The sequence below is a fragment of the Rhodoligotrophos defluvii genome, from assembly GCF_005281615.1.
Taxonomy (GTDB): domain Bacteria; phylum Pseudomonadota; class Alphaproteobacteria; order Rhizobiales; family Im1; genus Rhodoligotrophos; species Rhodoligotrophos defluvii.
Window position 1 is genome coordinate 120157 of record NZ_SZZM01000008.1, and the last position, 25432, is coordinate 145588.

Annotated in this window: 26 protein-coding genes; 7 read left to right on the forward strand and 19 right to left on the reverse strand. The window is 65.9% G+C overall.

From position 1 onward, the window contains the following. Positions 1-6: 6 nt before the first annotated feature. Genes E4P09_RS24240 through E4P09_RS24255 form a run of 4 tightly spaced genes read right to left on the reverse strand, consistent with a single transcriptional unit; the run spans position 7 to position 3778 of the window. Positions 7-1071: a sodium:calcium antiporter gene (locus E4P09_RS24240; protein WP_137392237.1), complete on the reverse strand. Its 1065-nt coding sequence runs from the start codon at positions 1069-1071 to the stop codon at positions 7-9. 10 nt (positions 1072-1081) lie between these two features. After that, complete coding sequence (gene coxB / locus E4P09_RS24245; RefSeq protein WP_137392238.1) at positions 1082-2077, reverse strand: cytochrome c oxidase subunit II; 996 nt, start codon at positions 2075-2077, stop codon at positions 1082-1084. Then, entirely contained in the window at positions 2074-3240 is a 1167-nt protein-coding gene (locus tag E4P09_RS24250; RefSeq protein ID WP_137392239.1) for a c-type cytochrome, read from the reverse strand. The genes coxB and E4P09_RS24250 overlap by 4 nt, the downstream gene beginning before the upstream one ends. Continuing rightward, positions 3224-3778 carry a cytochrome c oxidase assembly protein gene (locus tag E4P09_RS24255; RefSeq protein ID WP_137392240.1) on the reverse strand — a complete coding sequence of 185 codons (555 nt, stop codon included), beginning with the start codon at positions 3776-3778 and terminating at the stop codon, positions 3224-3226. Before E4P09_RS24255 ends, E4P09_RS24250 begins: the two co-directional genes overlap by 17 nt. Before the next feature lie 154 nt (positions 3779-3932). On the opposite strand from E4P09_RS24255, the gene E4P09_RS24260 reads away from it, so the two are divergent. Next, the gene (locus tag E4P09_RS24260; RefSeq protein ID WP_137392241.1) at positions 3933-5237 is read left to right on the forward strand and encodes an MFS transporter; all 1305 of its coding nucleotides are present in this window, start codon (positions 3933-3935) and stop codon (positions 5235-5237) included. 162 nt (positions 5238-5399) lie between these two features. Beyond that, positions 5400-6191 carry a hypothetical protein gene (locus E4P09_RS26305; RefSeq protein WP_205042285.1) on the forward strand — a complete coding sequence of 264 codons (792 nt, stop codon included), beginning with the start codon at positions 5400-5402 and terminating at the stop codon, positions 6189-6191. Positions 6192-6257: 66 nt separating this feature from the next. Here E4P09_RS26305 and E4P09_RS24270 read toward each other — a convergent pair whose 3' ends face one another. The 6 genes from E4P09_RS24270 to urtB are packed head-to-tail and all read right to left on the reverse strand — an operon-like array spanning position 6258 to position 12164. Further along, positions 6258-7595: an amidase gene (locus E4P09_RS24270; RefSeq protein ID WP_137392242.1), complete on the reverse strand. Its 1338-nt coding sequence runs from the start codon at positions 7593-7595 to the stop codon at positions 6258-6260. Between the two features lie 59 nt (positions 7596-7654). Next, entirely contained in the window at positions 7655-8836 is a 1182-nt protein-coding gene (locus tag E4P09_RS24275) for a substrate-binding protein (protein ID WP_137392243.1), read from the reverse strand. 29 nt (positions 8837-8865) lie between these two features. Further along, complete coding sequence (locus tag E4P09_RS24280) at positions 8866-9564, reverse strand: ABC transporter ATP-binding protein (RefSeq protein WP_137392244.1); 699 nt, start codon at positions 9562-9564, stop codon at positions 8866-8868. Position 9565: 1 nt separating this feature from the next. Next, positions 9566-10318 (reverse strand): ATP-binding cassette domain-containing protein, encoded by a 753-nt coding sequence (locus tag E4P09_RS24285; protein ID WP_239025351.1) that lies wholly within the window; start codon positions 10316-10318, stop codon positions 9566-9568. Beyond that, positions 10300-11319 (reverse strand): branched-chain amino acid ABC transporter permease, encoded by a 1020-nt coding sequence (locus E4P09_RS24290; protein ID WP_137392245.1) that lies wholly within the window; start codon positions 11317-11319, stop codon positions 10300-10302. The genes E4P09_RS24285 and E4P09_RS24290 overlap by 19 nt, the downstream gene beginning before the upstream one ends. Beyond that, complete coding sequence (urtB, locus tag E4P09_RS24295) at positions 11316-12164, reverse strand: urea ABC transporter permease subunit UrtB (protein WP_239025352.1); 849 nt, start codon at positions 12162-12164, stop codon at positions 11316-11318. The genes E4P09_RS24290 and urtB overlap by 4 nt, the downstream gene beginning before the upstream one ends. A 251-nt stretch (positions 12165-12415) precedes the next feature. On the opposite strand from urtB, the gene E4P09_RS24300 reads away from it, so the two are divergent. Beyond that, entirely contained in the window at positions 12416-13921 is a 1506-nt protein-coding gene (locus tag E4P09_RS24300; RefSeq protein ID WP_137392247.1) for a M81 family metallopeptidase, read from the forward strand. Further along, positions 13894-14685: a FadR/GntR family transcriptional regulator gene (locus tag E4P09_RS24305; RefSeq protein ID WP_239025353.1), complete on the forward strand. Its 792-nt coding sequence runs from the start codon at positions 13894-13896 to the stop codon at positions 14683-14685. The genes E4P09_RS24300 and E4P09_RS24305 overlap by 28 nt, the downstream gene beginning before the upstream one ends. A gap of 56 nt (positions 14686-14741) precedes the next feature. Here E4P09_RS24305 and E4P09_RS24310 read toward each other — a convergent pair whose 3' ends face one another. Genes E4P09_RS24310 through E4P09_RS24335 form a run of 6 tightly spaced genes read right to left on the reverse strand, consistent with a single transcriptional unit; the run spans position 14742 to position 20141 of the window. Continuing rightward, a complete protein-coding gene (locus E4P09_RS24310) occupies positions 14742-15458 on the reverse strand; it encodes an NAD(P)H-dependent oxidoreductase (protein WP_137392248.1) in 717 nt (238 codons plus the stop codon). 12 nt (positions 15459-15470) lie between these two features. Further along, a complete protein-coding gene (locus E4P09_RS24315) occupies positions 15471-16415 on the reverse strand; it encodes a DUF6282 family protein (protein ID WP_239025354.1) in 945 nt (314 codons plus the stop codon). A 44-nt stretch (positions 16416-16459) separates the two neighbouring features. After that, positions 16460-17245, reverse strand: a complete 786-nt coding sequence (locus tag E4P09_RS24320) for an HpcH/HpaI aldolase family protein (RefSeq protein WP_137392249.1) — start codon at positions 17243-17245, stop codon at positions 16460-16462. Positions 17246-17271: 26 nt separating this feature from the next. Then, the gene (locus E4P09_RS24325; RefSeq protein ID WP_137392250.1) at positions 17272-18552 is read right to left on the reverse strand and encodes a TRAP transporter large permease; all 1281 of its coding nucleotides are present in this window, start codon (positions 18550-18552) and stop codon (positions 17272-17274) included. A gap of 3 nt (positions 18553-18555) precedes the next feature. Further along, positions 18556-19128, reverse strand: a complete 573-nt coding sequence (locus E4P09_RS24330; protein WP_170984621.1) for a TRAP transporter small permease — start codon at positions 19126-19128, stop codon at positions 18556-18558. Between the two features lie 11 nt (positions 19129-19139). Then, positions 19140-20141 carry a TRAP transporter substrate-binding protein gene (locus E4P09_RS24335; RefSeq protein ID WP_170984622.1) on the reverse strand — a complete coding sequence of 334 codons (1002 nt, stop codon included), beginning with the start codon at positions 20139-20141 and terminating at the stop codon, positions 19140-19142. A gap of 197 nt (positions 20142-20338) precedes the next feature. Here E4P09_RS24335 and E4P09_RS24340 point away from each other — a divergent pair, with 197 nt between their 5' ends. Together E4P09_RS24340 and E4P09_RS24345 are read left to right on the forward strand one after the other, a co-directional pair. After that, a complete protein-coding gene (locus E4P09_RS24340; RefSeq protein WP_137392253.1) occupies positions 20339-21241 on the forward strand; it encodes a cupin domain-containing protein in 903 nt (300 codons plus the stop codon). Between the two features lie 105 nt (positions 21242-21346). Further along, on the forward strand, positions 21347-22186 hold the full coding sequence (locus tag E4P09_RS24345) for an IclR family transcriptional regulator (protein ID WP_239025359.1): 840 nt from the start codon (positions 21347-21349) through the stop codon (positions 22184-22186). Positions 22187-22215: 29 nt separating this feature from the next. On the opposite strand, the gene E4P09_RS24350 is transcribed toward E4P09_RS24345, so the two are convergent. Both E4P09_RS24350 and E4P09_RS24355 read right to left on the reverse strand, forming a co-directional pair. Next, positions 22216-23004, reverse strand: coding sequence for an anti-sigma factor family protein (locus E4P09_RS24350; protein WP_137392255.1), 789 nt, complete (start codon positions 23002-23004; stop codon positions 22216-22218). Beyond that, the gene (locus tag E4P09_RS24355; RefSeq protein WP_137392345.1) at positions 23001-23510 is read right to left on the reverse strand and encodes a sigma-70 family RNA polymerase sigma factor; all 510 of its coding nucleotides are present in this window, start codon (positions 23508-23510) and stop codon (positions 23001-23003) included. Before E4P09_RS24355 ends, E4P09_RS24350 begins: the two co-directional genes overlap by 4 nt. A gap of 169 nt (positions 23511-23679) precedes the next feature. Between E4P09_RS24355 and E4P09_RS24360 the strand changes: the two genes are divergently transcribed. Then, a complete protein-coding gene (locus E4P09_RS24360) occupies positions 23680-25032 on the forward strand; it encodes a S8 family serine peptidase (RefSeq protein WP_137392256.1) in 1353 nt (450 codons plus the stop codon). A 63-nt stretch (positions 25033-25095) separates the two neighbouring features. Here the strand turns inward: E4P09_RS24360 and E4P09_RS24365 are convergent, their stop codons facing one another. Then, entirely contained in the window at positions 25096-25398 is a 303-nt protein-coding gene (locus tag E4P09_RS24365) for a hypothetical protein (RefSeq protein ID WP_137392257.1), read from the reverse strand. Positions 25399-25432: the final 34 nt, after the last annotated feature.

The window sequence follows — 25432 nt, forward strand, 5'->3', positions numbered from 1 at the left end:
TCGCCCCTAGCGCAGGAAATAGAGGATGATCAGGCCGGCGACGTAGGTGACGACCACCGCCGCCGAGTCGAGCCCGATCCGCGCGATGGTCTTGTCGCCCCGCTCCGCCAGGCCGATCACGAACAGGGTGGTCACCGCGATGCCGAGCAGCGCGCCAAAGGCGGCAAAGGGCCCAGCGCCGCCGAGGACGGGGTCGCCGCCGGCGACCGCGTCGACAAGAAAGACCAGCCCGACATTGATGAGATTCGTGCCGAGTATGTCGGAAATTGCCAGAGTGTAGAGCCCCTGGCGCCCGGCCGCGAGCGCCGTGCTGAATTCCGGCAGGGACGTCGCGCCGGCCAGCAGCACATAGCCGATAAAGCTTCCACCCAGGCCGCTCTGCTCGGCAATGGCGTTGCCGGTCTGCGACAGGAGGTAGCCCGCGACCAGGATGACGAGACCCAGGCCCACGATCCACAGGAGCAGCCGTGAGAGGGCGAGCTCGCTATGGTCCTGGCTTGCCTTGCGCTGGGCCTCTTCCTGTTGCTCCTGCAGGCTGCGGTTCACCTTTCCCCGATCTGCCGCGAGCCATGACTGGCGGTGCTGGGAACGCGCCAGGATATAGATGCTGAAGATGTAGGCGAGCAGCCCGGCCCAGGCCCAGGCGCCGATACCGAGGATGGCCACGTCGCCCACCACGATGGCCGCGGCCATCATCGACAGAAGCAGGATGTTGAGGCCGCCCTGCAGGAAGATGCTCGGGTCCGGCACCACGGCCGTGAGCGCCCGCCGGCCGATGGCGAAATCGACAACCACCAGGATGACCACCTGGAAGGCGATGCTGCCGAATAGATTGTTCAGGGCGAGGTCGGCGGCGCCGATCGCCGCCGAGGTCACGGTCGCACCGATCTCCGGAAGCGAGGTGATGCCCCCCAGGAGGAGCATGCCGATCACCGCCTGGCCGATGCCGGTTCTGTTCGACAGCGTGTTGGCATAGGAGGTGATGCGGGTGCCCGCCAGCCACACCGCGACCCCGGCGCCCGCGAATATGGCCAAGTTGATGAACAGGTTGAGTTGCGAGAAATCGAACATGGCTGCCGCGCTATTTCAGCCCCTCCAGATAACTCGCGAGCGCGATGAGCTGGCTCTCGTCGAGAATGGTGTAGTCGGGCATGAGGTTGTCCGGCTTGATATGCTGGTTGTTGCGGATCCATCGGGCAAAGGCCTGGGTGTCGTTGGGCAGTGCCGCCGCGGCGAGCGACAGGCGGCTGCCGACGTGCGTGAGATCCGGGCCGATCGCGCCGTTCGCCCCTATGCCGCGGATGGTGTGGCAGCCGCCGCAACCGTTCTGGAGAAAGATCTGCTGGCCCAAGCGCTCGCGATCGGTTTCCGGCGGGGGCGCCGGGCCTGCCTCCCGCGCGAACCATTCCTGGAACGCGTCTTCGGCAAGGGCCACCACATAGAGCGACATCAGGGCATGGGCGCCGCCGCAATATTCGGCGCACTGGCCTCGGCTCACCCCTTCCGCGCTCGCCTGCAAGGTCAGCTCATTGGTGCGGCCGGGAATCATGTCCAGCTTGCCGGCGAGCTTGGGCACCCAGAAACTATGGATCACATCGGCGGTGGTGAGCTCGAGCACGACGGGCCGGCCGACGGGGATGCGGATCTCGTTTGCGCTTTCGAACGTCGTGCCGTCGGGCCTGACATAGGTGATGCGCCACCACCAGCGCTCGCCGCTGACCTTGATGCGCAGGGCATCTTCCCCTGCTGCGAGCGGCGCGCCGGCGCGCATGACGAACAGGCCGTAGGTCAGGAGCAGGGTCAAGATCGCAATCGGAAACACGATACCGGCGCCGATCACGAACCGCTCGCTCGATAGCAGCTGCCCGAGCCGGCCCCGGCGGCCGATGGCGACGGCCGCCATGGCCATGACGGCCAGGAAAATGAGAAGGCCTGCGACCGTCATGATCCAGAACAGGGTGTCTATGGATTCGGCGTGCGGACCTGCCGGAGAGAAGGCGGACTGATCACCCGCGCATCCGCCAACCGAGGCGGCGATGAGAAGCACCAAGGCGCAATGAGGCTGCTTTCTGCTCATGGCGACGCGCCGCTCGGCTGAACGGACGGCCGGTCCTCAGGCGAGGGCGTCCGGCTCTGGAAATAGGCGGCGATATCCTGGATCTGCTCCGTCGTCAGGCGGTTCGCGACGACCGACATGATGGCGCCGTAGCCGGTCTCGTCGCGGCCGCCGGATTTCCAGAGCTGGAGCTGACTGACCAGATAGGCCGCCGGCTGCCCGTCAAGGGAGGGGAATGTGCCGTTGCGATTTGCGCCATGGCAGGAAAGACAGGCGGGCACCTGGGATTGCGGAAGGCCGCGCGCGGCAATCAACGCGCCCCGGGCGATGGCGGCGGAATCCGGTGGCTGCTGCGGCGTCGGGCTCGGCGGCGGCGCCATGGTGGCGTAATACTCGACCAGCGGTTCGATGTCGTCCGGCTCGAGCGCGAAGGCGACCGGCTCCATGATGCCGCTTTCGCGCCGGCTGCTGCGGTATTCCTCGAGGGCGCGGGCGAGGTAAGCGGGGGACTGGCCGTGCAGCAGCGGGATGAGCGTGCTGATCGGACCGTGGCTTTCATCGCCGTGGCACCGCACGCAATTGGTGAGCAGGCCCGGGTCGCTGCCTTCGGCAAGCTGCGCACCCGACACGCCCGGTTCGGGGCGGATGCCGAGGAGTTCCTCGGGAAAGTCTGGCCGGGTTTCCTTGAGATATTCGACGAGCGCAACGAGCGGCCAGACCTCGTCGCCCCGGCCCCGCCCCGGCCAGGCGGGCATTCCGGTGTACTTCAAGCCGTGGAGGATGATCCAGTAGAGCTCTTTGGGATCGTATTCGTAGGATGTCGATAGGTCCGGCGGGGCGGGCAGCATGTTGGCGACAATAGGATTGCGCGGCTGTCCCGGGGTGCCGTGGCAGAAGGCGCAGGCGCCGGCATAATGGGCAGCGCCCAGCTTGATCAGGTTCGGATCGGCAAGGTCGGGCGGCGCCTCGATGTCCTCGGCACGGGCTTTGATGGATTGGTCGCGCACGACCTCGAGCACCCAGGTGGTGATGGCGAAATGATCGCGACTGGCCGCCACGTTGTAGAAGCCTGACCAGATGAAGAGCGAGCCGCCGACCAGGGCGAGACCCAGCAGGATGGCGGCAGCAATCCCCAACCGCTGCCAGCGGGTGAGTCTGTAGACGCGGTCAGGCTGGTCGGCCATTGTCCTCGCATCGCTTCTCGATATCGCGCAGCCAGCGCCAGGAGACGAAGATTCCCGCGGCGACATAGGTGAGGGGACAGGCAATCAGCATCCACAGCCCCGCGAGCTGCTGGTCGGCCAGAGCCGAGGCGCCATGAGCCGTCCCGTGCGAATGACCGAACAAAACGCGCGGCGAGAAGGTGAGGAGCACACCGAGCAGGCAGAAGAGCTTGCCGGTGATCAGAAGGGCGAAGATCGACCGCCATTGCTGGTCGCCGGGCATGGTCGCCAAAGCGCCCCAGAACAGCAGGGCCGAGGCGAACAGCGAAAGGTGCATGGCGAGGAGGAGGCTGGTGTCTGCCATGGCCGCATCGAACACCCGCGGTGCATGCCAGCCCCAGAGTAGGCCGAGCTGCAGCAGCGTCGCCAAGGGCCACACGCGCCAGAGACCGTCTGGCAGGTGCCGGCGCAAGGCCAGGACGATGATCGGCGCAGCGAGGTTCATCGTCAGGATGTGCTGTAACATATGGCTCGCGAGCGGGCCTAAGGATGCATCCATCCCGTTTTCCCTTCCTGCGCCGGACTGGTGCCAGGCGAATGCCGCGTCGGGCCTCCGAGAGCCGAACGCGCTCGATGCTGCGAAGTTCCCCGCCACTTGGGCTTTACACTTGAGTGGCAGGGCATAAACTCTGTGGGCCTTGCGCTGGGGGGACATGCGCCTGACGACCGGAAAACAAGCCGTTGCCGAGAGGCGGCGCCGACCCATCGCCGCCGGAATGATCGGCAACGTGCTCGAGTGGTACGACTTCGCAATCTACGGCTATTTCGCGGCTGCGATTGGCCGGCAGTTCTTCCCGCACGAGGATCCGGTGGCCCAGCTGATCGCCGCGTTCGGCATATTCGCGCTGGGCTACCTGATGCGGCCGCTCGGCGGCATCATCATCGGCCATATCGGCGATCGCCATGGCCGGCGGGCGGCGCTGACCTTTTCGGTCACGGCCATGGCCATTCCAACGTTCCTGATGGGCTTGCTGCCGGGCTATGGTACGCTCGGGCTGGCCGCGCCCCTTCTTCTGATGACATTGCGGATGATCCAGGGCCTTTCGGTGGGCGGCGAGCAGACCTGCTCGATCGTCTTCCTGGCGGAACACGCGCCGGAAGGCCGCCGCGGTGTCATGGCAGCACTTGCGACCTGCGGCGCGATCGGAGGGCTTCTGCTCGGATCGGCCACGGGTGCCATTCTCGCAGCCCTGATGACGGAGCAGGCGCTCGAGGCCTGGGGCTGGCGGGTACCGTTCCTCATGGGACTGGCCATCGGCGCGGCCGGCTACCTGCTGCGCCGGCACGTGCTGGACGTCATGCCGGAGATGCGGCCGCAGCGCGCGCCCATTGTGGAAACGGTCCGCGAACACTGGCGCCGCGTTCTTGCACTTGCCGGGATATGCGCGTTCAACGCGGTCGGCTTCTACATCGCCTTTGTCTATCTGGTGAGCTGGCTGCAGAATGCCGACGGCTTCCCACCCTCGCGCGCGCTCGACATCAACACCATCAGCATGGTGGTCATGCTGCCGGTGGTGATCGCCGGAGGATTGTTGAGCGACCGTATCGGCCGCAAGCCGGTGATGCTGGCGGCGCTGCTCATCGGGTTGGGTGGCGCGGTCCCGCTGTTCTGGCTGCTCGGCGAGCCCTCTCCGGCCCTGGCTCTGCTCGGGCAGCTGGGCTTCGCGTTGGCGATTGGGCTTTATGGCGGCGCCCTTCCGGCTCTGCTTGCGGAGGCTGCACCGGCCGACGTGCGTTGCACTGCGGTTGCGCTCGGCTTCAACATCGCCTTCGGCATCATGGGCGGCGCTGCGCCGCTGGCGGCGACCTGGCTGGTCGAGCGAACCGGCAGCGAGATGGCACCTGCCTATATCATCATGGCCGTGGCCGCCATAAGCCTGCTCACACTGGCGCTGTTCCGCGAGACCTATCGGCTTCCGTTCTTGAAGACGTTCCAGCTCGCCAATACTGATGGTTAATTAAGAAAACTTCCTTAAAATTGCACAGTCACTGCGGGACTTGCGTGTGGATGGAAAGTAGTTTTTGACAAAATTGGAACCGGCGTTGCTGATCTATATTCAATTCCCATCGACGGGAGTGATCGAGTCTCTCGATGACGCTTGATTGATGGAGGTAAGCTTATGAAAGCGACCAAGGTTCTGGAGAAATATCCCAACATTCTATTCGGCGCGGTGTGCTTCGCTGCTCTGGCGCTTCAGGCGCCCGGCCCGGCCTCGGCTCAAAATGGCATCGGCGTGGGTGTGGGAGCCTCGATCGGCGGCTCCAATGGGGTCGGCGTGGGGGCGGGCGTGTCCATCGGCGGCTCTGACGGTATCGGGGCCGGAGCAGGCGCCTCGGTCGGCGGATCCAACGGGATCGGGGCCGGCGCAGGTGCTTCGATCGGTGGTGCCAACGGGATTGGGGCCGGAGCAGGCGCCTCGATCGGCGGATCCAACGGGATCGGGGCCGGCGCAGGTGCTTCGATCGGCGGATCCAACGGGATCGGGGCCGGAGCAGGCGCCTCGATCGGGGATTCCAGCGGGATTGGCGCAGGAGCCGGCGCGTCGGTCGGCGGTTCCGATGGTGTCAACGTGGGCGGCGGCGTCTCGATCGGCGGTCCAGGCGGCTCGAGCGGCGGATCGGGCTCGGGTTCTGGCTCGGGCTCTGGCGGGACCGGTACGGCCGGGCTCGGTAATGGCGGTGGCGGCGTATCAGGCGGCGACAGGCCTGGCAGCGGCGGAACCGGCGGTACCGCCAACCGGGACGACCGGCCGGACCGGGGCTTGAACCCGGCCGGGCTGAGCAGCGCGCTCGCCAGTCTGTCGGACCGCGAGCGTGAGCGGCTGCGCCGCACCTGCCCGAGCGTGCTCGCAGCGCCTGGCAATCACAGCCGCGAGCAGGTGGCGGTCTGCCGCGCTATCGCATCGCTGTAACCCGGGGCTTCACCAGACCCATGCGAAGCTGTGAGGCGTAGCTGCGCCTCACAGCTGGCGCGCGTCCTATAGCTCGGCCATATCGACCGGCAAGGCCAGCTCAGCCTCCAGTCGCTCGGCGGCCGCGAGGAGGGCGCCGTCATCGTGATGGCGGCCAACGAGTTGCACGCCGATACCCCTGCCCGGCGCCTCCCGCGTCGCTGGCAGGGCGAGCGCGGGGTGGCCGGTGTGGTTGAACAGTGACGTGTAGCGCACAAGGGCGGCAGTGAATTCGTGCTCGACGCCTGCGATGAACACGGTCCTGTCGCCGCGCCGGGGCGTGGGCACGGCCAAGGTCGGAAGGAGCAGGAAATCGACAGTCTGCAGGGCCTGCTCCACCTGGGCGCGGAACGTGCCGCGCCGGCGCAACGCCTGCGCGTAATCCGCGCCGCTGTACCTGCGGATGGCGGCGAAAAGATCGGCGGCAAGCTGCGGCAGATCTGGGCGTTGGTCGTAACCGGCAGCCCGGTAATAATGCGCGGCCTCCCAGCCGACCGTGAGCATGTGCCAACTCATAAAGTCGGTAGGCGCGGGCAGCGAAACCTCGCGGATGGACCAGCCGAGATCGCGGCAGGCGGCCATCGCCACCTCCATGCCTTGCTTCACCCGGTCGTCGGCGTCGCCGTAGTAGGCAGCATCGACGCCAATCACCAGCGGACCCTCCGCCGCCGGCGACGATGGCATGTCGTCCAGAACGGCGGCGAGGATCGCAAGGTCGCGCACGCCGCGCGCCATGGGGCCGACATGATCGAGTGAGGGCGCAAGCGGCAGAACACCTTCCTTCGGCACCCGCCCGTAGGTGGGCTTGAGGCCGACCGTCAGACAACAGGCCGAGGGGATGCGTATGCTGCCGCCCGTATCGCTGCCGAGGGCGATGGGGGCGAACCCTGCCGCAAGCGCTGCCGCCGAACCGCCGCTCGATCCGCCGGCGATCAGCTCCGGCTGATGCGGATGGAGGACGGCATCGGTTCGCACGCCGAAGGTGCCCGGGTCCGAATGGGCAACGCCGAGCACGACTGCGCCCGCCCTGCGCAGGCGCTGAACCGCCGGTGCGTCCTGGGCGGGGCGGTGGCCGGACAGGAAGGGCAATCCGCCTGGGCAGGCGGCGGGGACCGTGTCCATGTTGTCCTTGGCTATGACCGGTATTCCGGCGAGGGGGCCCAGGGGCACGCCCTGCCGGCGCATGTCGTCAATGCGCGCGGCATCGGCGAGCGCCCTGTCGGCGATCACCTCGCTTAACGCATTGACGCGCGGATTGAGGGTCTCGATCCGCGCAAGCATGTGGCGGGCGAGTTCTGTTGCCGAAACCTCGCCGGAGGCCAGCCGGGCCGCTAGCGTTCGGAGATCGAGCCGGTGCCAGTCCATGTTCTGCCCCTCCCGCTGATCCTTCGCTGGTTGCTATGCACGACCGGCCTCCCTGGCTCTCAGTTCAGCTTGCAGCCCGGGATGATGGGTTCGATCTGTCCGAAATTCTGGATCGTTTCCCACATTCCTTCAGCGTTGGCGCGCGCGAGGATGCTGTTGCACAGCATGTGGTTGTTGGCGGCAGACATGTTGACATGGCCCTGCGGCGCCTCGAACTCCACCTGGCTCAGAGCGGGGATAACCTTCTCCACGTCGGTCGTGCCGGCCTTTTCGACCGCCAGCGCGTAGAGATGCACCGCGTCATAGGCCGCCTCGCCGATGGCGTTGATCGGCTTGCCCGCGCCGAACCGGTCCTGATAGGCCTTGATGAAGGCGCGGTTGCGGTCGGAATCGATGCCCATGAAGTAGGCCTGGTTGGAGATCGCTCCCTTGGCGAGCTCGGGATGGGCGAAGGAATAGATCTCGTCCCAGCCGTTGCCGACGAGCTGAGGCTCCAGTCCGAAGTCGCGGTACTGCTTGAGTGCGGTCACGCCATCGGCGCCGGCCACCATCATCCACACGATATCGGGCTTGGCGCCGCGCACCTTGTCGAAGGCGGGGCCGAAGTCCTGGGTGCCGAACGGGAAGAAATCGGTGCCCAGCACCTTCCCACCGTTGCGCTCGAAGGCGGTGCGGATCGCCTCGGCGCTGCGCCGCGGCCAGATGTAATCCGAACCCAGGATGTAGACGGACTTGCCGATGTTCTGCGTCAGCCAGTCCGTGGTCGGATCGATCTGCTGGTTCGGCACTTGGCCAGTGGCCGCGAAATAGCGCTCGCAGACCTCGCCCTCGTAATAGGTGGTGTAGATGAGCAGCTTCTTGGCCGGCGTGGTGACGGAGCGGGCCGCGACGTGCTCGAGGCTGGCGATGAGGCCAATGATGGCATCGACCTTGTCTTGGAACACCAGCTTCCGGGCCTTGTCGATAGCGCCGCGGGTGGTGGTCTGATCGTCCTCGACGATGTACTTGATCTCGCGGCCGGCGATCCCGCCCTTGGCGTTCAGCTCCTCGACGGCGAGCTGGAAGCAATTGAGCTGGGTCTCGCCGAGGATGGTCTCGAGACCGGTCAGTGCCGAAAGGAAACCGATCGTGACGGTGTCCTGGGCGCGCAGAATAGCCGGAAAGCCGGTCACCGCGGTCGTCAATCCCGCGACACCCAGGCCTTTCAGCGCCGTGCGCCGCGTAAATCTCCTGCCTTGCATATCCTCCTCCACCGTTGGGCGATCCGGGATCAGATCGCGAGATATTCACGCATGACGTCCTCGCGGCTGAGCTCCTCCGTGGTGCCCTGCTTTACAATGCGGCCTTTTTCCATAACGACGCCGCGGCGGGCCGCCTGCACCGCCAGGTCGATATTCTGTTCCACAAGCAGCACCGAAATGCCGGTAGTGGCGACGATCCGCGTGAGAAGCTCGCCGATCTCGTGCACGATGCTGGGCTGGATTCCTTCCGACGGCTCGTCCAGGAGCAGGACGTCGGGCGTGCTGGCGAGCGCCCGGCCAAGCGCCAGCATTTGTTGCTCGCCGCCCGAAAGCGTGCCCCCAAGCTGGTTGATGCGCTCCTTGAGCCGCGGGAAGTGCTCGAAGATCTCCTCCGGGACGCGGCCCTTGCCGTCCGTCCGCGCGCGCGTGCCCAACTCGAGGTTCTCGCGCACGGTAAGCTTTGGAAAGATGCCGCGCCCTTGGGGCACATAGGCCAGGCCGCGCCGGGCGATCTGGTGCGGGCGTAGCGTATCGATCCGCTCCTCGCCCAGAACGACGCTGCCGGCGGTGGGGCGGATCAGCCCCATCAGGCTGCGCATGAGCGTGGTCTTGCCGGCGCCATTGCGGCCGAGCAAGCAAAGGATCTCGCCTTTGTCGAGATCGAGATCGACGCCGTCCAGCACCGGCACCTGCCCATATCCCGCACAAAGACCGCGCACCCTCAGCATGCTACTGTCTTCCCAGATAGACGTCGCGGACCATGGTGTTGGCCTCGATCTCGGCGAACGGGCCCTCGGCGATCACTCGACCCTGATGCAGAACCGTGGTGCGGCAGGCGAGCGCGCGCACGAAGCGCATGTCGTGCTCGATGGCGATGATGGCGACACTGCCGGCAAGCTGGCGCAACATGGCCGCCGAGCGCAGCGATTCCTCCACGCTCATGCCCGCGGTCGGCTCGTCGAGCAGAAGCAGCTTCGGGCCGGTCACCAGCGCCATGCCGATCTCCAGCCACTGTTTCTGGCCGTGGGCGAGCGCTCCACCGCGTATATCGGCGAGGCGCCTCAAATCGAGGAGGTCCAGCACTTCCTCGACGCTGTGGCGGGTACCCGCGCCACCCGCGCCTGCCTCGGCGACATCGAGATTGTCGGCCACCGACAGGGTCTCAAACACACTCGGTACCTGAAATTTCCTGGCTATGCCGGCGCGGGCAATGCCCTCCAGCGAGAGGCGGGCGAGGTCGCGCCCTTCGAAAAGGATGGAGCCGGCCGTGGGCTTGAGCGTGCCACACAGCATGTTGAGCACGGTGCTCTTGCCGGCACCGTTCGGGCCAATGATGCAGCGCATCTCGCCATCGGCGATCTCGAAGGAGACATCCTCCACGGCGGTGAGGCCGCCGAAGTGGCGCGTCAGCCCCCGAACCGACAGCAGGGATGGTGCGGTGTCCGTTGAGCGGGCCAGGCTGTTCATGCCGCCCCCCGCCATCTGCGGCTAAGCTCCTTCGCCCGCTCAACAAGCGACAGCACGCCATTCGGGAACAGGAACACCATGGCGATGAAGAACAAGCCGATGAACAGCGGCCAAAGCCTCGTATCGAGGCTGCTGATCTCCTGCTGCAGGCGCCATACGACGAAGGCGCCGATGAAGGGGCCGATCAGGGTGCCGCGCCCACCAACCGCCACCCACATGATGACCTCGGTCGACAGCATGAGGCCGATCATGTCGGGCGCGACGAAGCCGGTGCCGGTGACGTAGAGGGCGCCGGCAAGAGCGGCAATGCCGGCCGAGGCGACGAAGACCACGAGAAGATGCAGCGGTGTGTTGTGGCCCAAGGTGCGCGCCTTGAGCTCGTTGTCCTCGATGGCGGCAAGTATGCGGCCGTAGCGCCCACGGCAGATCCACCACAACCCGCCGAGGATGGTGAGCGCCACCGCGAGCACGAGAAGGTACTGATGGACGGGATCGAAGAAGACGAAGCCGGCCACGGTGAGCGGCGGCACGCCAATGAGGCCGGAATCTCCACCGGTCACGTCCGACCAGCCGATCGCGATGTGCTGGGCGATGAGCGTCAAGGCCAGGGTGACGATGGTGAGATAGGCGCCCCGCACTCCACCGAAGATAAGGAAATAGCCGACGACGAGGGCGACCAGCATGGCAAGCAGGATGCCCCCCAGCAGACCGAGGAGGCTCGCATTCGCAGGGTCGAGGCCGAGCTTGATGCTGATGACGCCCATGCCATAGGCGCCGAGGCCGAAGAAAGTCGCATGGCCGAAGCTCAGGATCCCCGTCTTGCCCCAGAAATAGTCGAGGCTCAGTGCGAATAGGCCGAAAATCAACACATCACGCAGACTGGCGACACTGTAGGCGTCGTTCCACGCGGGATAGGCGACGAGGAAAATCACGCCCAAAGCGACGAGCAGCCACTTGGCAGCCCTTGCGCCGGATACGGCCTTGGTTGCGGGGAGGGCGGGTGCCTGATCGGTCATAGCGGCACCAGACCACGCGGGCGGAAGCGGACGATGACGATTGCGAGCACAAGCACGAGCGCCTGCGAGACGGTGACCGGGACCTGGTAATTGAGCAGGCTCTCGGTGCCGCCTACCACCGCGCTACCGGCAGCCACGCCGCCGATCCCGCCAACGCCGCCGACGATCACGACGAAGAAGGAGCGTGCGAGATAGTTGATGCCCATCTGGGCGATGACCACGGTGAGCGGGGCGATCAGCACGCCCGCCACGGCGGCAATGGCGGCTCCCAGCGCGAAGGCGAGCGAATAGACCCTTCCGGTATCGATACCGAGGGCGGCCGCCATGTCACGGTCCTGGATGACGGCGCGCAGGTCGAGGCCAAAACGGGTCCACCGGAAACCGGCGTAGCACGCCAAGACGATTGCGATCGCGAAGCCGATCAACAGCAAGCGGTAGGCGGGATAAGGCGCGCCGAAGATCTCGACGGCACCGCTCAACGGGCCCGCCACGCGCTGCGGCGCGGCCCCGAAGATGATTTGCAATCCTTGCTGCAGCACCATGCCGAGGCCCCAGGTGGCGAGGATGACGGCAAGGGGTCGGCGATAGAGATGGCGGACCATGGTCCATTCGACCGTCAGGCCCAGCGCCGCGCCGACGAAAGGCGCAACAGCCAGTGCGAGCCAATAATTGCCCCCCATGGCCTGGGTCAGGGCGAGGGTATAGGCGCCGATTGTGACGAACTCGCCGTGGGCGAGATTGATGATGTTCATCAGGCCGAAGATCACGGCCAACCCCAGCGCCACCAGCATCAGGATGCTGATGAGCGTCAGAGCATTGAGAAGGACCGGTACGAACTGGGTCACGGCCTGACCCATTTCGAATAGCGGTCTGCTGCGAACGCCTCAGGACTGTTCGTCGCGTCATCTGGGCGCGTGCCGGTTGCGCAGGCGGTGGTGCGCATGCCTCCCGAGCCTTGGAACATCGAGCTTGCTCCATTTATTATTATAAATATATTAAAGGCCACGGCGGATGAAGTTGTCAATTGCGATCCAGACGATTTCCTTCGCATTTTTCGTTTAGGCGGGCTGGGCCGTTGAGCTGGGAAGGAGGGCACGTGCGCCTCGTCATTGCGCGCATGAACCACGAGACGAACACGTTTTCGCCCGTGCCGACGCCGCTTTCGTCCTTCGAGCCGCGATGGGGCGCTGATGTGCTTGCCGCTGCCCGCGGGTCGCAGACGGCCATGGGCGCATTCCTGGATTTCGCCTCGGCCATCGGGGCAGAGATCGAGACCCCGGTCTTCGCCACCGCCTTTCCAAGCGGCCCGGTGGACGACGCCGCTTTCGAAGCCATGAGCGCGGCGATCGTGACGGCTGCTGAGAAGGGGTGCGATGCGGTGCTGCTCGACCTGCACGGCGCCATGGTCACCCAGGCCCATGAGGACGGGGAAGGGGAGTTGCTCGAGCGCCTCCGCCGGGTCGTGGGCAGCCTGCCGATCGGCGTGGCGCTCGACATGCATGCCAATATTTCGGCACGGATGGTGGAAATGGCGGACGCCATCGTTGGCTTCCGCACCTATCCGCATGTCGACATGTACGACACGGGCGAGCGGACGGCAGTGCTCATCCGTCCGCTGCTCGAGGGCGGGCGGAAGCCCGCGATGGCCTGGAGGCAGCTGCCGCTGCTTGCCCATACGCTGTGCATGAATACGGGCGTTGCGGGGGCGATGCGTGATGCTGTGGATGCGGCGCGCGCCGTGGAGGGCCGCGAGGGTGTCCTTTCGGCGAGCGTCTTCGGCGGCTTCTCCCTTGCCGACATCCGGGACGCCGGCCTGTCGGTGGTTGTGGTCGCCGACGGGCGGGACCTGGCGGAAGCCACCGCTGACGAACTGGCCGCCAGGATTTGGACGCGCCGCGACGAGTTCGTCTACCGGGAGGTTCCGCTCCGGCAGTCAGTGGCAGAGGCGCGCCGGGCGGCCGAGCGGCCGGGGAAAGGACCCGTTCTGCTGCTCGACCACGGCGACAACTGCATGTCCGGCGGCACCTGCGACACGATGGATGTGCTCGCGGAGGCACTCAATCAGGGGCTGGAAGATATCCTCGTCGGCCCGATCCGCGACCCGCGGGCGGTGGCCGAACTTGCCGCGGCCGGAGAAGGGGCCCAGGTGACGCTTGGCATCGGCCACCGCACGCCGATGCCGCTTTTGGAAGCAGCCCCGCGCCCGCCGCTCACCCTGAGCGGGACCGTACGGACCATCGGCCAGGGAACCTATGTCATCTCCGGCCCCACCTATACGGGCATGCGCTGCGACATGGGGAAGAGCGTGGTGCTGGATACAGGTGCTGCGCTCGTGGTGATCTGCGAGCGGACGCACGAACCCTGGGACCTCGGCGTGTTCACTTGCCTTGGTCTCGACCCCTCGGCCCACAGCTTCCTTATCCTCAAGTCGCGGATGTACTGCCGACCGGTCTTTGAACCTTTGTCGCGCGCCGTGATCGAGTGCGCGAGCATGGGCGTGACCAGTTCTGACTACAGCCTCTTCCGTTTCCGCAGGCTGCGCCGACCGATTTACCCACTGGACGAAGAAATCCGATGGCAACCCATTATGCAGACGGCATGAAGAGCCAGGAGAATGCCGGTATCGATGCCGTGCTGATCAGGCGGCCGAAGCTGTCGAACCTGATCGCCGACGACCTGCGCCGCGGGATCGCGCGCGAGCGGCTGAAGCCTGGCGACCGGCTGCCGAACGAGCGGACCCTCGCCGCCCGCTACGGATGCGCCAAGGGTACGGTGCGCGAGGCGCTGAAGGCGCTCGAGGTGCAGGGCCTCGTCAAAATGCAGACGGGCCCGATGGGCGGCGCCGAAATTCAGCCGGTCTCAGTGGAGGCCGCAACGCAGCAGCTGCGCACCTATCTGCATTTCCTCGATCTCAATTTCGAACAGGTCTATGCGGTGCGGCGTACCGTCGAGGTGACGCTGGCGGAAAGCGTGATCGGCCGGCTCAGCGAGGATCAGCTTGCGCGACTTGAGGCCAATATCGAGGCCTGCGAGCAGGCGCGGCTGCGGGGGGACCGGGTGGAGGCGCGCCGCGCGGAACTCGACTTCCATGACATTCTCTGCGAGGCCTGCGAAAACCAGCTCCTCGTTTTCATTTGCCGCTTCATCAACGGTCTGTTGCGCGACCTGGTCGAATTCCGCTCTGCGCGTTACGAGCACCACGACGCCTTCGGCCGGCATAACGCCAACAGCCATCGCGCGCTCGTGGACGCCTACCGGAGAGGCGATCGCGAAGCGGTCATCGCCCTCATGGGCGAGCACATGCACTGCGCAGAGCGTTTCATGCGCGAGCTCGACGCCACGTTCACGTCAGGTTTTCTAGGGTAAGTCGATGTGGCCGCCGCCGTGACACGGCGGCGTTGCCTTGGGATGGTCTGCTTATGCTAGCGCTGCTGGGCCCAGGCGTCGGCGGGCACCAGGTCCAAGGGATTGTCCACCCTGCGCGAGCGGTCCACGGGCTTGGCCGCGGCAGCCAGCACGCGTGCCGCGAAGGCATCGAGATAGGCGGCGCGGCCCTCGTCGCCCACGCGCGGGGTGCCATAGGCGACGAACGGTTCCTCCACCTCGTAGCCCATATACTGCAGCGTCAGCCGCTGCACGGGCCATAGCACCCGGTCGATCTCGCCATAGACGCCGGTCGGACCGAAGCGCTCGGTGGTACCGCCGGTGGTCACCGACAGCATCGCACGGCGGCCTTTGAACAGGCCGGTGTCGAAACGGTGCCCGTCCACATAGGCAAAGCCATAGGCGAGGACGCGCTCGAACCAGCCCTTGAGGATGGCCGGCGGGGCGCCCCACCACAGCGGATATTGCAGGATCAGGAAATCGGCCGCGGCCACCCGCCGCTGCTCGCGCACGAGTTCGGGGCTGAAGGCCTGCTCACGCGCCGCATGGGCCTGCTCGCTCTGATAATGGAAGCGATCGGGATCGGCCACGGAATGGAAGTCGTGGCGGCCGGCCACCGGGTTGAACCCTTCCGCATAGAGGTCGGAGATGGCGACCTCGTGACCCGAAGCGCGCAGAGCCTCAGCCGCCCGGTCGCGCAGCGCCGCCGAGAACGAGCTCGGTTCCGGATGGGCATAGACGATGAGAACATTCATGGCTGGGACTCCTCAGGCCGGAAGCCCCAGGAGGCGCGCGGCATTGGTGGAGGTGATCTGCTTGATCACGCTATGCGGCACCTGCAGGTCGAGCAGGTCGGAGACGATCATGCGGAAGCCGTCGACCGGCTTCGGCGCCTGGGTGAGCCCGAGATCCGACCCGAGGATGGTGTGGTCAGCGCCGGCCACCTCGATCAGATGCAGCAGATCCTGCGGGTCGTGCTGCTTGGCGCGGCTCGGCACGAACATGCAGATGGAGTGCTCCATGTAGGCGCCCATGCGGACGAGGCCGCGGATATCCTCGTTGGAGCAGCCGATGATATAGGTGGGGTGGTTGACCAGCATCTTCTTGACGCCCCGTTTCACCGCCTCGTCGAACAGCACGAACAGCTCGCTCACATGCAGGTGGCCGCCGGCGAGGATGATGTCGTCGGCCGCGATCAGGTCGAGCACCTGCTTGGCCTCGTCGATCAGCCTGCCATTGGCATCAAGCACCGTGAGCGGGATGGGTGGCAGCATGGGCTTGGCGGTCTTAGGGAAGCTCTTGGCCTGGTAGGCCTCGATGTGGTTCTTGGCCGCGAAGGTCGGCATCCACACGATCTTGGCGCCGAGCTTGATGGCATGATCCACCGCGTGCGGGTTGACGCCACCCGAGGCATTGTTGAGTGCGATCCCTGAGAAGAGCTCGATATCCGCGTCGGGGTAGATGTCTTTCAAAACCGCGCAATGAGGGGTGCCGAGGTAATAGTGATCCTTGTAGAGGAGCGCCTTGAAGCGGGCTTCGAGCGCCTCCTTGAAGGCTTGGTGATGCCCGAGGATGCGGGGCATGGCGGCCGGTCCCGAGTGGCAGTGCAGGTCGACCGCGCCGACCAGCAGCTCGGCCACCTCCTGCCTGCGCTGCGGGCTCATCTCGGGAAGCGGGACGATGGTGGGATATTGTGTGGTCATGTCAGCCATGGCTGTTAAACTCCAAATGGGGAGATCTGGCCGGCGCGGCGGAACTAGCGCGCGCCGACGGCGGCGATGTCGGAATAGGCCTTGAGGGCGGCCTGACGCATGAAGCCTTGGTCGGACGAAACGATGAAGGCGGAGACGCCCATGGCGCGGAACCGGCGCGCCTCATCGGCATTGGCCACCATCATGGCCACCGGCTTGTTCACGCCCTTGGCGGCGGCGATGATCTTCTCGCAGGCGCCGACGATCTCGGGCGCATCCATGCCGCTTGCCTGAAGCGCCACGCTCAGATCGCCGCGGCCGACGAAGACGCCGTCCAGCCCCTCGGTGGCGACGATGGCATCGATCTCGTCCAGCGCCTCCGGGTCCTCGATCATGGCGATCAGCGTGACGTCCCGATCAGCCGCAGCCACGTGGTCCCACATGCCGACGGCGCCGAAACGGCCGGCACGGGTGGTGTTGGAGAAGCCGCGCTTTCCCCCGCGATAGCGACAGGCGGCAGCGACCTCGCGCGCCTTTGCCGGCGAGCTCACATGCGGCACCAGGACGCCGGTCGCGCCGTCATCCAGCACGGACAGGATCTTGGAGGGCGTGGGCTCGGCAACCCGGACCAGCCCGGCGGTGCCGGAGGCACGCGCCGCCAACAGCGCCGCATCGATGGTGACGCGGTCCCAGGGCGCATGCTCCTCGTCGATGATCACGAAGTCGAAGCCCACCCCGCCGATGATCTCCACCGGGTGGGTGGCGGGCGTCTTGATGAAGGTGCCGACAAGGTGGTCTCCCCCGCAGAACCGTTGCCGGAAACCCGGCTTGCTGTCGGACCCTGAGCTCATTCCAAATCTCCTTTGTCAGTTGGGCATTAGCCCGTAGCCGCAACCGCGTGCGACAGAAACAGCGAGGCGGAGGGCACGAGGGCCACGAGCGCCAGCACGACAATGCAGATGGCGATCAGCGGCACGGCTTCCTTGATGATGGCGGTGAGGGGCTGGCCGGACACGGCACACACGATGAACAGGAGGATGCCGACCGGTGGCGTCGCCATGCCGATGACCGCGTTCAGGATGACCATGATGCCGAACTGCACGGGGTCCATGCCGATCAGCTTCAGGAATTGCAGCAGAATGGGCATGGTGAGGATCAGAATCGAGATCGGCTCCAGGAACATGCCCAGGACGAGCAGCACCAGGTTGAGCATCAAGAGGATCAGGAGGGGATTGTCGCTGATCGAAAGCACGCCCTTGGCAATCGCGGCCGGAACCCCTTCGAGGGTGAAGACGAAGGCGACGATATTGGCCATGGCGGTGATGAACAGGATGGCCGAGCTGACGATGGCCGCGGCCACCAGCGCACCCCAGATGCGCTCGAAGGTGAGGTCGCGATAGATCAGGCCGATGATGGTGGCATAGGCCACGGCAACGCCGGCAGCCTCGGTGGCGGTGAAGATCCCTGCGCGGATGCCGACCAGGATGATCAGCGGCAGGAACAGGGCAGGGAGGGTGCGGATGGTGGAACGTCCGCGTTCCGCCCAGCTTTCCTTCGCGGTCACGGGGAAGCCGTCGCGCCGCGCCCGCCAGGAGGCATAAGCCAGCAGTCCGAGCGCAATGAGGATACCGGGGCCGACGCCGGCCAGGAACAGCTGGCCGATGGAGGTGCCGGAGAGCACGCCATAGATGATGATGGTGATGCTGGGTGGAATGATGCCGCCCATGACGGCGCTTACCCCCACCAGGGCTGCCGCATAGGCCGGTGGGATGCCCTGCTTGGCCATGGACGGGATGAGGATCGAGCCCAGGGCCGAAGCCTCGGCGGTGGCGCTGCCGGCAATCCCGGCAAAGAATCCGGACGACAGAACCGTGACCGAAGAAAGGCCACCCGGACGGTGGCCGATCAGCGAGCGGGCAAAGACCACGATCCGGTCGGTGACGCCGCCGATATTCATCAGCATGCCGGCCAGGATGAACAGCGGTATCGTCAGCAGAATGAACTGGTCGACCCCGGCCATCATCCTTTGCGGCAGGGCGAGCATGAGCATGCCGTTGCCGCTGAAATAGAGGTAGGCCACACCGCCCACGCCCAGCGCCAGGGCAATGGGTACGCCGGTTGCGAGCATGATCGCGAAGATGCCGAAGAAGCTCGCCATAACCTAGACCCTGGGCAGATGCTGTTGTTGCTGCGGCTGGGGAGAGGGCTGCCCGAGGGCGCGATATTCCATGACGAGCGATGCGATGATGTGCAGCCCCAACAGGACGCAGCCGACCGCCACCGAGATGTAGACCGTGCTGATGGGAATGGCGGCGCGCTCGCCGGTGAGGGAATTCCAGATGAAATCGAGGGCCGGGATGATCTGGTGCGTGAAGCGCTGGGAATAGGCATAGCCGCTGCTGGCGAGCAGCCAGAGGAAGATGAGGATCGGAATCGCCAGCACGAGCCTGAGCAGGAAGCGCCCCCGCGGCGAAAGCAGGTTCGGCAGAAAGTCCACCGAGACCATCTCGCCGCGCTGATAGGCATAGCCAACTACGAAAAAGGTTTGCCAGAGCAAGAGATAGCGGCACAACTCCTCCGCCCAGATGAGGGAGGAATTGAACAGGTAGCGAGCGGCCACCTGAGCGAGCACGATGAGGACGATGGCCAGCATGGTGGTGCCGGCCACCAGGCGGACCAGCCTGATATACCAGCGGAACGGGCCTGTTGTGCCGTTCTCTTGAACTGCGTTCATGGAGACGGCGCTCAAGCCTTGGCGCGGGCAGCCGCCACGAAATTGGCGATGAGGGGCGACTTGGCGCTCCATTCGTCCACGATGGGCGCGACCCGCTCCTGCATGGCTGCGAGGTCCTCGAGCTCGTAGATCTGGACTCCGCGCTGCTTGAGATCGTCGCGGCCGGTGAGATCCTGGTTCTTGGTATAGGCGAGGGTCGGCGCGATGGTCTCGCGGCCCGCCTGGCGCATGGCCTGCTGCACCTCTTGGGGAAGGCCGTCGAAGAAGGTTTTGTTTGCGGAAATAACGGTGTGCCAGGGATAGTGGCCGGTAAGGGTGAGGTGCTTGCCGATTTCCCAGAGGTTCTCGCCCAGGATCGACGAAATGTTGATCTCGACGGCGTCGAGCACGCCGGTTTCCATGGCGCCGTAAACCTCGCCATAGGGGAGGCCGACCGGGGCCGTGCCCACCTTTTCCCAGATCTGCTGGTGCAGCGGCACCGGCACGATCCGCGTCTTGAGGCCGGCGAAATCCGGCAGCGTCTTCACCACCTTGGTGCGGCTGAGGAAGTTGCGCTGGCCGATATCGACCATGGACAGGCCGACGACCCCGGCGGGCTCGAGGTCATCCAGCAGGGCCTGCCCGGCCTCGCTGGTCGCCATCTCCTGGAAGTGGTCGTAATCGCGGATGAGGAAGGGCAGCTGGTAGGCATCCAGCGCGATGCGGCCGGTGACGAGCGGGAACAGGACGCCGCTGGCCAGGGAGAGCTGCACCGTGCCGGCTATGGTCGACTCGAGGTTCTGCTTGTCGTCACCCAGCTGCCGGTTGGGGAAGATCTGGATCTCCGTTGCGCCCGGCAGCAGGCGCTCCATGGCTTTCTTGAACTCGACCGCGGCCACGTGACCCGGATGAATCTCCGCCGTGGCATGGGACAGCATCATGCGGATGGGTTCGGCGCGAGCGATATGGGGCATGGCGAATGTCGCGGCGGCGGCTGCGCCCGAGAAGGCAAGCACCTGGCGGCGTGTCGGCATGGAGATCCTCCCTCGTTTCTCTGTGCAGAACGATATTATCATTTATGCTTCACGCGAAATTCGCGGCATGTCAAGCTGCCTGTCGAATTGGGCGGCCGCACCTGCCGGTATTGCAGCTTGACACCAGGTGGCAGTTGCGCGTGCTATATGCAGAGTTATCGTTCTTCACTGCAGAACATCCAGGGAGGTACAGCACGATGTACGACAAGAGCGATCCGCGCGCTGCCTTAACGGCTGCAGCGAAAGCGCCGGCCGCAACCCGCTTGGTCGGTGCCGAGTTCGGGCTGTTCTATGAAACGGATCCGCAGGTGCAGGATGCCAGCGGGAAGACCTGGCTGACGCGGGGGCAAAACTTCCTGGTGGCCTATTCGGAGCTCGCGGCCGGCGGCATCCTCGAGCGCACGGCCCAGCCGGACGAGTACGTGGTGATTTTCCCCGACCGCGAGCGCGGCGGCGTCATCGAGGCGAATGGCGAACGGCACGAGGTCGCGGGGTATTCGCTCGTCATCGTGCCGCCTGGCGCAAGCCGGGTGACGAGCCCCGCGGGCGGCCGGGTGGTGCGGATCTTCTCGACGCAAGCGGCCGACCTGTGCGCGCTCTGTGCGAATGCGGAATCCTATGCCGAGGCCCATCCCAACATCCCGCCGTTCAAGCCTTGGCCGGAACCTAAGGGCGGTTATCGGGTGCGCAGCTACAGCCTGGACGTGCCGGCCCAGCCCGGCCGGTTCGGCCGCATCTTCCGCTGCACGACGCTGATGGTGAATGTGCTCGACCCTCAGATGGGTCCGCGCGACATCACCAAGCTCTCGCCCCACCATCACGACGATTTCGAGCAGGGCTCGCTCGCGCTCGACGGCGCGTTCACCCATCACCTGCGCTGGCCGTGGACGACCGACCTCAACGCGTGGCGCGAGGATCAGCATGCGCTGGTGCGCTCGCCGTCGCTCATCGTCATTCCGCCGCCGGCCATTCATACCTCGCGCGGCATGGAGCAGGGGCTGAACCAGCTTGTGGACATTTTCTCGCCGCCGCGCGAGGACTTCTCCAAGCAATCGGGTTGGGTGTTAAATGGCGATGAGTATCCCATGCCGGGCGAATAGCCGATGGGACATGCAGGCATCGCCGTGATGCAGCGCTCGGCATACGCTCGGCGTAATGCAGCATGATTGCCGGCTGAGAACGCGGAGGCTGCAGGGTTGGATCAGATGGCAGGGCCGGTCAGGGAAGCAGCGAGGGGCAACGGCATCCAGGCGGTGGAGTTTGCGCTCCACATTCTGGAATATATCGCCCAGCACCATGCGTCCGTCGGCGTTTCCGAGCTGGCCCGCGCCTTCGGCACAACCAAGAGCCGCATCCACCGCCATCTGCAGACCCTGGTCAGCGCCGGCTATCTCGTGCGCGACCCGGATACGGAGCGATACAATGTCAGCGCCCGGCTGGTCGCCCTGGGGCAGGCGGTCAGCGAAAGCTTCGATCTTGCGGCGGTGGGCCGGCCGATCGCGCGCGAGCTGCGCGATCAGCTGGGCAATGCAGTGGCGATAAGCCAGCCGGACCGCGAGGGCATCCGGATCATTCTCATCATTCCCAGCCGGTCGAACATCGAAGTCGCGGTGAAGCCCGGCTCCGTGCTGCACTATCATGCGAGCGCCCAGGGGAAGGTGAGCCTGGCCTTCGGCGATCCGCAGCTGCTGGAGCAGGTGATCGAGCGGGGCCTGACCATGATCACGCCCTACACGATCAGCGACCCGGCCAGGCTGCGGGAGGAAATCGAGGCGACGCGGAAACGCCGGTGGGCGGCAGCGCCGAACGAGGCGATGATCGGGCTCAATGCGCTTGCCGCACCGATCTTCGATGCCCTGGGCAACTTTGCCGGCTCGATCGCCCTCACCGATTCCGTGCAGTTCATCCCGGAGACGCCGACTGCGCAGCAGGTGGAGGCGCTGTTGCACGCGGCCGGCAGGATATCCGAGGAAATGGGCAACCGGTCGATGAACCGGGATGGCGGCCAGGCGAGCCGAGGCAGGCTCAAGCCGGCCGGGCGCTAGCAGAAATCCCGACATTCTCCTGCCCGGTGCTATTTGCCGCCTGCATTTTGGAGCGCGTCCTCTTCCTGCTGGCGGTCGAGAGCGGGGGATGCATGCAGCGCGTCGAGATAGCTGTCGATGGCGCTTGCGGCGCTGTCGGATGCGGGTGTGAAGGTGCCGGTAGACCCGGCCGGTGCGCGGACGGCCAGTTCGATGCGATACCCGCTTCCCCGATTGCAGGCGAGGCCGCGGACACCACCATTCGATCCGCCGCCGGTCGTGATCAGGAATGAGCGGCAAAGGCCGGTTTCGGTCCGGTAGGTGCCGACGATCGAGACCAGGCGCTGTGCTCCTCCATCCGTGGAAATAGGGCGGGCCTCGCCGCTCGGCTGGGTTGCCAAGGCTGCGAGAAGCTCGGGCGCCTCCTCGATGAGGGCTGTCGAGCCGGGCGGCGATGCTGGCGAACCGTCATCGCGCAGGACATAGCCGCCGCCCAGCCCGAGGGCGAGTGCGATGCAGGCGGCAAGCGGCAGGCTCCAAGCGGGTGCGGATCGGCGCTGGTACCGGGCCGCTTGCAGCGGGGCTGGCGACCTCGGCGTGTTCTGCGGCGCTGGCTGTTCGCCGAGCACCGTCTCGAGAAGCCTGTTCGGTACCGGCTCTGACAGCACGTCGGCATAGGCACCAGCGCTCAGCTGCCGGGTTCGACCGAACATTTCGGCCTTGCGGGCGAGTTCGGCATCCCTACGGATGGCCTCTGCCACCTCGGCCCCGGTGCTGGCGTCGATCTCGCCATCGACGAAGGCCATCAGCATCTCGTCGGTCACTTTCCTGTCGGTCATCGGGCAGCCTCCCTCCCGGCTGGCCTTAGGGGCAAGCCGGCATTTCCCTCCAGCGCGTTGGCGAGGGATGCGCGGGCGCGGGCGAGCCGGCTCATCACCGTGCCGATCGGCGCATCCAGCACATGGGCGGCGTCGCGATAGCTCAGGCCATCGACGCAGACGAGCACCAGCACGGCGCGCTGCTCCTCAGGCAGGGTCTCGATCGCCTGCCGGACGGAATTCAGCGCCATGCGCGCCTCGGTCGCCACACGGCCATCCTGGCCCACCGGGTCATGAACCGGGTCGGTGATATCAATCAGCACTTCGCCCTTGCGCCGGCGATAGCCATCGATCCACAAATTGCGCAGGATACGCATCATCCAGGCATCGAAATTGGTGCCCTCGCGATAGGTGGACAGGGAGGAAAGCGCGCGCTCGCACGCCGCCTGAACGAGATCGTCGGCATCAGTGCGCGAGCGGGAGAGTGCCAGCGCGAACGCCCGCAGGCGCGGCAGCAGCGCCACCATCCGGTATCTTGCCTCGACACCCACGTCTTTCCCTCATTCTCCGCCGGCTCGGCCCGGGCCATAACGGAAAAGCTTCTGGCTTATTCCCGGGCACGATACATTTTTTGCCGGGGGATGGAATAACGGGGCACCACGGCCGTTGCGGCGGCGAAATTCATGGGAGCAGCACATGAACCGCCGCATCGGGCTTCTGTTTCTGGTGACCGTCCTCGCCCTGGCCCACTTGCCATCCCTGGAGCCCGGCGGGTTTGGCTTTCCGCAAGCCTTGGCGGACGATGACGACGACGATGATGACGATCGCTACGAGGATGATGATGATGATGATGACGACGAGCGCCGGCCCCGGCGTTCCCCTCGGGCGATCGGTCGTGGTGCAGATGACGATGATGATGACGACGATGCGCCCACGCCGGCACCGGAGTTCGTGATCGCGGTGCCGGATGCTGCGCTTCTCGGGCAAATCGCGGCCTTGGGCTATACGGTGGTCCAGAGCGAGCGGCTCGAGCTGCTCGCGGCGGATGTGGCACGGCTGCAGCCGCCGGCTGGGACCAGCCTCGCGGCGGCGCGGGCCGAGATCGCCGCGCTCAGTCCCGAGGCGCTGCTGGACCTGAACAGCCTTTACCGGCCCAACGACTTCCTGTGCGAGGCAGGCACCTGCGCCGCATTCGAAATGGCGGGCTGGCCAAAGGGCCAATCATGTGCGTTCGACGGCTCTGGGGAAGCGCCGCTCATCGGCATGATCGACACCACGGTGAACCCCGATCACCCTTCACTGGCAGCTGGATCGGTCGAAACGGCTGGGGTGATCGGCGCGGGCCGGAAGCCGGCATCGGCCATGCACGGCACGGCGATTGCGCTCATGTTTGCCGGCGCTGCCGACAGCCGCACGCCGGGGCTGCTACCGGGCGTACGCCTGATTGCCGCCGAAGCGTTCCATCGCAACAGCCAAGGCCAAGACGTGGCGGATGCCTTCGATCTGGTGCGGGCGATGAACCTGTTGGCCGAGCGACGGGTTGCGGTGGTGAATATGAGCCTGTCCGGCCCCGAAAACCGGCTAATGGAGCGGGCTCTCGCCGCGCTTGTGCAGCGGGGCATCCCGGTGGCTGCCGCGGCCGGGAATGGCGGGCGGTTCGCCAAGCCGCTCTATCCCGCCGCTTATGACGACGCCATCGCGGTCACGGCGGTGGATCGGCGCGGCGCCGTCTACCGGCAGGCCAACAGGGGCAGTTACGTGGACTTCGCCGCGCCTGGCGTGAGGCTATGGACGGCGGCGTCCATCTCCGGCGGTCGGCTGCGGTCCGGCACGTCCTATGCCGTGCCGTTCGTGACGGCGGCGTTGGTGTTGGAGCGCAGGGGAAATCCAGGCTTGGCGCCGGCAGAGCTCGAGAAGCGCCTTGCCGCGCGCGCTCGCGACCTGGGGCCCGAAGGACGTGACGACACTTTCGGATGGGGCCTCGTGCAGCTACCCCCTTGCGATGGAACGACTGGCGACCCGATAAGCCCGGCTGCCTCGGGAGGCTGAAGAAAAAGCCCTCCCGAAGGGGAGGGCCTGGCGCGCGATCATGCTGAGGTGCAACGGCCATGATCAATCGTCATCGTCATCATCGCCGTCGCGGCCGACCCGGTACCACCTGCGCTTTCTGCGGTCATCGTCATCATCGTCCCCGTAGCGATAGCCGTAGCGGCCGCGCTCGCGATGGTCGTCGTCGTCACCATACTGGCGCTTGTAATAGCGCCGGGCCCGGCGGCCATCGTCGTCGTCATCGTCATCATCGACGAGGATGAGATAGGGCGACGGGGCAGAGATGCGCCCTTCGGCAGACGCCGGCAGGGGCGACAGCATGGTTCCGGCGAACAGCACGGCAAATCCAGCAATAAGCGTCTTCATCGAGGCATCCTCCTGTTCCAAAAGGTGCGGCCCA

Coding starts and splice junctions, on each gene's coding strand:
- E4P09_RS24240 (WP_137392237.1), bottom strand. CDS start 1,071: ATGTTCGATTTCTCGCAACTCAACCTGTTCATCAACTTGGCCATATTC.
- E4P09_RS24285 (WP_239025351.1), bottom strand. CDS start 10,318: ATGGCGGGGGGCGGCATGAACAGCCTGGCCCGCTCAACGGACACCGCA.
- E4P09_RS24340 (WP_137392253.1), top strand. CDS start 20,339: ATGTACGACAAGAGCGATCCGCGCGCTGCCTTAACGGCTGCAGCGAAA.
- E4P09_RS24260 (WP_137392241.1), top strand. CDS start 3,933: ATGCGCCTGACGACCGGAAAACAAGCCGTTGCCGAGAGGCGGCGCCGA.
- E4P09_RS24275 (WP_137392243.1), bottom strand. CDS start 8,836: ATGCAAGGCAGGAGATTTACGCGGCGCACGGCGCTGAAAGGCCTGGGT.
- E4P09_RS24290 (WP_137392245.1), bottom strand. CDS start 11,319: ATGACCGATCAGGCACCCGCCCTCCCCGCAACCAAGGCCGTATCCGGC.
- E4P09_RS24270 (WP_137392242.1), bottom strand. CDS start 7,595: ATGGACTGGCACCGGCTCGATCTCCGAACGCTAGCGGCCCGGCTGGCC.
- E4P09_RS24280 (WP_137392244.1), bottom strand. CDS start 9,564: ATGCTGAGGGTGCGCGGTCTTTGTGCGGGATATGGGCAGGTGCCGGTG.
- E4P09_RS24330 (WP_170984621.1), bottom strand. CDS start 19,128: ATGAACGCAGTTCAAGAGAACGGCACAACAGGCCCGTTCCGCTGGTAT.
- E4P09_RS24335 (WP_170984622.1), bottom strand. CDS start 20,141: ATGCCGACACGCCGCCAGGTGCTTGCCTTCTCGGGCGCAGCCGCCGCC.
- E4P09_RS24345 (WP_239025359.1), top strand. CDS start 21,347: ATGGCAGGGCCGGTCAGGGAAGCAGCGAGGGGCAACGGCATCCAGGCG.
- E4P09_RS26305 (WP_205042285.1), top strand. CDS start 5,400: ATGAAAGCGACCAAGGTTCTGGAGAAATATCCCAACATTCTATTCGGC.
- E4P09_RS24325 (WP_137392250.1), bottom strand. CDS start 18,552: ATGGCGAGCTTCTTCGGCATCTTCGCGATCATGCTCGCAACCGGCGTA.
- E4P09_RS24355 (WP_137392345.1), bottom strand. CDS start 23,510: ATGGTGGCGCTGCTGCCGCGCCTGCGGGCGTTCGCGCTGGCACTCTCC.
- E4P09_RS24365 (WP_137392257.1), bottom strand. CDS start 25,398: ATGAAGACGCTTATTGCTGGATTTGCCGTGCTGTTCGCCGGAACCATG.
- E4P09_RS24255 (WP_137392240.1), bottom strand. CDS start 3,778: ATGGATGCATCCTTAGGCCCGCTCGCGAGCCATATGTTACAGCACATC.
- E4P09_RS24350 (WP_137392255.1), bottom strand. CDS start 23,004: ATGACCGACAGGAAAGTGACCGACGAGATGCTGATGGCCTTCGTCGAT.
- E4P09_RS24305 (WP_239025353.1), top strand. CDS start 13,894: ATGGCAACCCATTATGCAGACGGCATGAAGAGCCAGGAGAATGCCGGT.
- E4P09_RS24310 (WP_137392248.1), bottom strand. CDS start 15,458: ATGAATGTTCTCATCGTCTATGCCCATCCGGAACCGAGCTCGTTCTCG.
- E4P09_RS24250 (WP_137392239.1), bottom strand. CDS start 3,240: ATGGCCGACCAGCCTGACCGCGTCTACAGACTCACCCGCTGGCAGCGG.
- E4P09_RS24315 (WP_239025354.1), bottom strand. CDS start 16,415: ATGGCTGACATGACCACACAATATCCCACCATCGTCCCGCTTCCCGAG.
- E4P09_RS24320 (WP_137392249.1), bottom strand. CDS start 17,245: ATGAGCTCAGGGTCCGACAGCAAGCCGGGTTTCCGGCAACGGTTCTGC.
- E4P09_RS24360 (WP_137392256.1), top strand. CDS start 23,680: ATGAACCGCCGCATCGGGCTTCTGTTTCTGGTGACCGTCCTCGCCCTG.
- coxB (WP_137392238.1), bottom strand. CDS start 2,077: ATGAGCAGAAAGCAGCCTCATTGCGCCTTGGTGCTTCTCATCGCCGCC.